4 protein-coding genes are annotated in these 6,462 nt (G+C 64.5%); 3 read left to right on the top strand and 1 reads right to left on the bottom strand.

What is annotated here, in order from left to right; translation table 11 throughout:
* Positions 1-450 precede the first annotated feature (450 nt).
* From AC3IYJ_RS38050 to AC3IYJ_RS38040, 3 genes are all read left to right on the top strand, one after another.
* Positions 451-1,992 carry an ISL3 family transposase gene (locus AC3IYJ_RS38050; RefSeq protein WP_489399070.1) on the top strand — a complete coding sequence of 514 codons (1,542 nt, stop codon included), beginning with the start codon at positions 451-453 and terminating at the stop codon, positions 1,990-1,992.
* Positions 1,993-3,089: 1,097 nt separating this feature from the next.
* The gene (locus AC3IYJ_RS38045) at positions 3,090-3,632 is read left to right on the top strand and encodes a hypothetical protein (protein WP_489399069.1); all 543 of its coding nucleotides are present in this window, start codon (positions 3,090-3,092) and stop codon (positions 3,630-3,632) included.
* Positions 3,633-4,575: 943 nt separating this feature from the next.
* Entirely contained in the window at positions 4,576-4,749 is a 174-nt protein-coding gene (locus AC3IYJ_RS38040; RefSeq protein ID WP_489399068.1) for a hypothetical protein, read from the top strand.
* A 307-nt stretch (positions 4,750-5,056) separates the two neighbouring features.
* On the opposite strand, the gene AC3IYJ_RS38035 is transcribed toward AC3IYJ_RS38040, so the two are convergent.
* Positions 5,057-5,494 carry a helicase associated domain-containing protein gene (locus tag AC3IYJ_RS38035; RefSeq protein ID WP_489399067.1) on the bottom strand — a complete coding sequence of 146 codons (438 nt, stop codon included), beginning with the start codon at positions 5,492-5,494 and terminating at the stop codon, positions 5,057-5,059.
* Between the last annotated feature and the right edge of the window lie 968 nt (positions 5,495-6,462).

Here is a 6,462-nt window from a genome sequence, read left to right as displayed (position 1 = left end):
ATCAACTCAACCCATCTGGAAGACCGGCGGACAGCAGGAGATCGGGCACGTCGAAGCGCGCATTCCTGCAGACCAGCGGCAAGTCTCCGATCGGCCTCGCCAGGAAAACCCCTAGTCATGGACCAGGTGCTTGCGCTGCGCGGCGGGGAAGGGCAGCACCGACCGCGTGCCCGAAGCCATGCAGAGACGGCTCCGCTCCCGACCGGCTCGACGACCAGCCGTCGCCTTGGTGCTGCCGCACGCACGGCGGGCCCGTGGCCGACGGCTGCACCGGCGCGCGTCGGGCCTGCCGATGTCTCCCGCTCGCCCGGAAGAAGGCGATGCTGCGTCGGCATGCGGAACGGATGGACCGCGAAGGCACCGCCGTACACCATGGCCCTGGGTCTTACAAGATTTTCGTAGCCGGTGATCGCTTCAACTTGCCTGTGGTGTTGGCTGGTTGTCGGTGAGATGCTGGCTGTGTGTGTCGTGAGGGTGGGGGACCTGCTGCCGCAGCTGGCCGCGGTGCAGGTCGAGCGGGTGGAGGCCAGCGAGGATCTGCTGAGGATCACGGCCCGGACCAGGGATGACGCTCCGGTGGCATGTCCGGCGTGTGGGCAACCGTCGAATTGGGCGCACTCTCGATACGAGCGGCATGTCGCGGACGAGGCGGTGGGTGGCCGTGCGGTCGTGATCGACTTATCGGTGCGCCGCTTGTACTGCGAGAACCCTGGTTGCGAGAAGGCCACCTTCGTCGAGCAGGTCCCGGGGCTGACCCGGCGTTACCAGCGCCGCACTCCGGCCCTGCAGGCGGTGGTCAACGCGGTCGCCGTGGCACTGGCCGGGTCGGCCGGAGCCCGGCTGCTGAGTGTGCTGCACCACGTGCTGACCTGGGCGAGCGTACTGAACTGCCTGATGCGCATCACGCCGCCGCCACGGCCAGTCCCGCGGGTGCTGGGCATCGACGAGTTCGCCCTGCGCAGGGGCCACCACTACGCCACCATTCTGATCGACGCCACCACCGGCGAGCGGATCGATGTCCTGCCAGACCGCAGGATGGAGACGGTGACTGCCTGGCTGCAGGCCCACCCCGGCATCCACGTGGTCTGCCGGGATGGCGCTGGGGGCTTTGCCCAGGCCACGACGGATGCCGACCCCGCGATCACTCAAGTTTGCGATCGCTGGCACCTGTGGCACGGCCTGGCCGAGGCGGCACAGAGGGAGGTCGCAGCACACAGCGCCTGCTGGGCCAAGGCCGGTCCGCCGCTTCGGGAGGGCACTCGTGCGCAGACCACCCTCGAGCGGTGGCACCAGGTCCATCAGCTGCTTGATGCCGGCGCCGGCCTGCTGGAATGCTCCCGCCGCCTGGGCCTCGCGTTGAACACCGTCAAGCGCTATGCCCGTCACGCAAAGCCCGAGCGCATGGTCCGTGCACCGCAGTACCGGCCCACCCTGGTCGACCCCTACCGCGACCACCTGCGCCGACGCCGGACCGAGGACCCGGCAGTGCCCGTCACCCACCTCCTGCGAGAGATCAAGGAGCTGGGCTACACCGGCAGCGCGAACCTCCTGGTCCGCTTCATCACCCAGGGCCGGGTCGAGGCCGACCACGCCAGCCTCTCCATGCGCAAGGCCGCCCGCCTCCTGCTCACCGACCCCGTCCACCTGCGCGAGGAGCAGCTGGTACTGCGCGACCAGCTCGCCGGAGCCTGTCCGCAGATGACGGCGCTGGCCACGGCATTGGGCGACTTCGCCTCCCTGCTCACCCCGGCACCGGCCAACGCCCGCGCGCTGACCGGCTGGATCACCAGGGTTCGGACCGCGGACCTGCCCTTCCTGCACTCCTACGCCACCGGCCTCGAACGCGACCGTGCGGCCGTCGACCACGCCCTCACCCTTCCCTGGCACAACGGCCGCACCGAAGGCGTCAACAACAAGATCAAACTGCTCAAACGCCAGACCTACGGCCGCGCCGGGCACCGCCTCCTACGCCAACGCATCCTGCTCAGCTGACATCCAGCTCGAAGCGATCACCGGCTACGAAAATCTTGTAAGACCCATGGCCCTGACCGTCCCCGCGCTGTCGCGGCGCCGTCGAGCTCCCGGCCCGGGGAGGCGGCGAGAACACGGAACTTCCTTGAGCGGAGCCCGGCGACCCGGCCGGCCCGCGGCGAACGGGCTCGCCGACTCCCCCGTGGACAACACGGACTGACGGTTCAGATCGTCACAGGCGGGCCCTCGCGGCCCTGCGTGCTCACTCCGTCGAGCGGGTGGCCTCCGGCGTGGGCCTCGATGGGGGATTGGCCCAGGACGCGCAGGTCGGGGCGCCGTCCCAGAACTCACTTCCAAGCAACGCAACGAGCAGCCCGGTGAACCTTCCCGGCCAGAGCGCTGGGCTTCAATCAGCCTATGAAAAAACGGAGTTACTAATCGTCAACTCCTTGCCGGCGCCGCGACAGCATCCCCTGCCGATTTCCAACTGAATGACCTGTCAAGAGGCGGAAGGTCCCGCCTTCCGGGACTAAATGCCATGGCGCCCAATTAGATAGGCAATAAAGATGATCTAGGGCGCTGATTTACACAGGGGCCCAAGAGGAGCGATGACGCGAAGCGCGAAGGCAGCGCGAGGCATTACGTGACTTTTCAGCCATCCACCAGATTCGCTGCGGATCGGCGACTCGGATTCTGATATATCTGTAGTCAGTCCGCCGCTTGAGGTATTAATCATAGATTTGAGGACATCCTCAAGCCGCCTCTTTCCAGACTTGAACCCGACAGGAGAACGGGAATGATCAATGACTTGACATAAGCACAGCGACACAGATGTGACGTCAAATTGAACTATGAACGCCGGGCGCCGCGGCCATCACGGCCCTCACCCTCCTGCACCCCAATCATCTCCCATCGAATCCTGGATGACGAGATGGGTGCATCAATTCTGACGAAGAGATTCACTCAACAAAGCAATGGAGAATTCAAATGGACCAGTGGATCATTGACGCGTGTTCCGTTATCGGCCGGGGCATCGTGATCCTGCTCCGCCTGCTCTAGTCCCGCCCTGCGAGGGTTGTTGATTCCTGCGATGTGACCAGCACTGCAGGCCGGGTGTTGTGAGCACCGTGGGCGTGCCCGCCGCCGAACCGGTGGCGGGCACGCCTCACCTCGTCCGCGGTTTGCCCTTTCCGTCTGCGGCGGTTTTCGTGTCGGCTCTCCGCCGGCCCGCTGAACATGTCCTCGGCTTTGAATCCGCCACCATTTCCGTCTTCGCATTTTCCGCCGGGTCCGACGGGTCATCCCTTGAAACCGATTCCGACTGCGACGCCTTTGCCACCATGACTGCCGCTGGCAGTCATGGCATCGTCGGCAGCACTTCCACTGACGGTACCGGCACTGATGGCGTCGTATTTTCTTACGCCACTGATCGTCACGTTCATGCGTTGATTGATTGCTGTCACGACAGAAAATCGTTCAATCAGCCGCCACCGCATGGAGTGCCGTCCATACATCGAACAGCGCAGATCCCTGCCACAGGTCCGCAGCGCCTCACCGATTCACTCCATCGGCACCAGGAGATTCCAAAAGGGCACGGGCGCGCGATCGAAGTAGATATGGATGAACTCAAAAATACTCGTCACGCTGTTTCAGAACCCTGAGTCGTCCGTGTCTGCACACATCACCGACGCGCTGCGCGCCGCCTGCATCATCATGACGGTGGTAACTGTGTTCGCCGGATTCGCCTCCGCCGCGTCGGCGGCCGGCGGGAGGGAATCCAAGGGTCCAAACTCGGCCACCGCCAAGGGGCCTTGGTGGTCCGTCGGAGAAGAAGGGGGTTCCGATGGCATGTTGGTGAGCCATCTGAATCTTCCCGACTCCTCGTACGAGGAGGCCGACCAGGCACTCGCCGCATCCTCCTCGGCGCGGGTGGTGAGGACAGCCCTCGCGGAGGCTGCCGGAGAGCCCCCGCGAGGGGAAGGCGATACGGACGATTCCTGCCACGTCACCGTCACCCTGAGCCAGTCCGCAGCGCGAGCAGTCACACGGGGCGGCACTGGTGCTGCGGCGGCAGCCATCACTGCCGCGACCGCCGGAATCGGAGCCGTGGTCGTGGCCATCGTCTCAGCAGCCTCTTCGGCGCGCTGGCCGGCCTCGCCAGTGACGCCCTCGTCTCATGCCACGACATTGAGCTCCGGGTGGCTCCCCTGCCCCTGAAACTCGAAGCCTTCTGCATCGGAGGCCCAGGGACCTATGACGGCACGGACCACGCGCCGCAGCGGTGGCTCTCAAGGGCGAGGATGGCTTTGGCGGCCTCGGTTGAGCCAGGTAGGCCTGCAGGGGTTCAATGAAGTGTCTTCGCGGTCGCCAGTCGTGCGATGGCGCGTCCAACGGGGTAGCGGAGTCTGGCATGTGCCCAGTTGAGCGACCGGTAGGTGACAGTGAGGTCCCGGCCGGGCCGCCGTCGGCATGACGGGGAAGCCCAAGTCCCCCTGGCGACCAGGGAACCATCGCCGACTGAGCACTCGAACGTGACGAGCACTCGGTGGAGCTGTGGAAGAAATTCACCTCAGGCGGCTACGGCCTGTCACGGCCAATGCCTCAGTGATCACCCTGCTGCAGCAGGAGAGGAAAGGCGACCGCTTCATCGAAGGGGACGCGTGCCAGGAGGCAGTGGTGGAGCCGGCCGAGCATCCGGTTGAACAGGTGCCGGAGGGCTCGTGCCAGCCCTGCCTGCCGGCGGCCTGCAATAAGCGTCCGCGCCGGACGAACCGCTGAGGGAAGCTAAAGCCCACAGGTGGCCGACGTGGTTGAGCCGGTTGTTCTTGACGAACCGCCGGCATCGAGCTGCAGGTGTAGGGCCCGTGCCTGCGTGCCCATGGCGTCTTCGACGAGGGCAACCGCCGAGGAGAGCCGCTGCGTTCGGCGTCCGTTTCGATGCTCCAGCGGCATCCCGGGGATGCAGACCCTACTTCCGGCTGCCTCGCGGTGAACTCCGCGAGGCAGCTGTACGACACGAATCCCCGAAGACGGCTATCAAGAAGAACAGGAAATCAAGTCAGCAGCTCGGGAAAAATCCAGAAGATTACCGCTTCCACCGCATGCCCAGTGCATCAAGCACGCCGATCACGGCTGGGCCGAGCTTCTCACGATTCACGCGGGCGGCGGCAAGAAATTCACCAAGCCTGTAGACAACGCCGTCGACGATCTCCATATGATCACGCGGCACTCGCAAGTGCCCTTCTCGCGTCCGGTAATGAGTAGCGGCGATCAGTCGATCCGCGATTCGGTCGGCGCCTCTCCGTTTGAGCTCACTGATCATGAAGCATGGATGTATGCGCAGTATCGATGTTTCAGAAGATGCCTGCTGCAGTACCTTATCGCACAAATTCGACACACTCTTGGTTCCGGCCGAGGCCCTCTGTTCAGCCAGCGGACTGGCAGAAGCCGCTGAACCGAAACCCAAGAAAGCGATTGATCCTACTGCAACTAATGCCGTCAGGCGGGTAATCGCGTATTTCATATGGCCTCCCGGGCCTTCCCTTGCACGAGTCGAGTCGGAGGTGAATTCCCGCCGAGCTCGACCAAGATCGTCACACTGAAGTAGACCGTGCTCCCGCCGCACATCAACAGGGACTTAAGTCCTACCCACGAGAGGGATAAGTTCCATGATTCACATGGACAAATGACCTGCCTGCGAAGGGGTGCAGCGGGCGCGCAGAGCCCACCGCTGTTCAAAGGCGGCGTCCGAATCCACGGCGACGGTCTCGTCCCATGGACTTCGGGCTCGACGGGACCTGTTTCGCGAATCCGGCAAGGACCTTCTTGAACTCCGCGACCCTGTACCGATGATGGGCTGAGGGGATGCCCTCACCGTTCCTGCACGCAGGAACGCTCCTTCAGTCCGCGGCAGCTGCTAAGGGCTTCCCACCGCAGGGATGTGACGATCCTTCACTCCACTTCCATCAGCACGCCGCAGCTCCGGCTGGCGAATCGACGGACCCGATCACCCTCACCAACTGGACTGCGGCGCGATGTGAGCTCGTTCAGCGGGTGCTGAAGCTCTGTCTCGGGGCCGGCGGTCGGCGGCGTCTGAATCCGCAGAGCGGTCGCGGCCTCGCCAAGAGGCCCACGCGGACAGGCATTTATGCCATGCCGGTATCGGACTTTGGACCCTGGCGGCCCTTCGGCCTGGAAGCCCCTCCGTGCGGATACACTCTCCGTCCACGGTGGGGACACGCTCTTCGCAGATCTCACAGCGGCTTACGCGAAGACCCCTGACGACTGGAAGGTGTTCTTAGAGGGCGCCGAGGGGATCCACTCCTACGACATGACCGCGAGCCTGCGTTCCCGGCGTCCACCAGAATCCGGTCGAGGATCCGTACTGGGAGAAAGTGGCGTACCGGGGACCTCGTTGGTGTGGGACAACTCCCGGATCCTCCACCACACCGACGACGCGCGCCCAGACTCGCGGCGCATCCTGCACAGGAG

The organism is Streptomyces sp. GL_140 (genome assembly GCF_057834465.1).
Note: the sequence above shows the minus strand (reverse complement) of the source record. Positions and strands in the feature narration are given on the sequence as shown.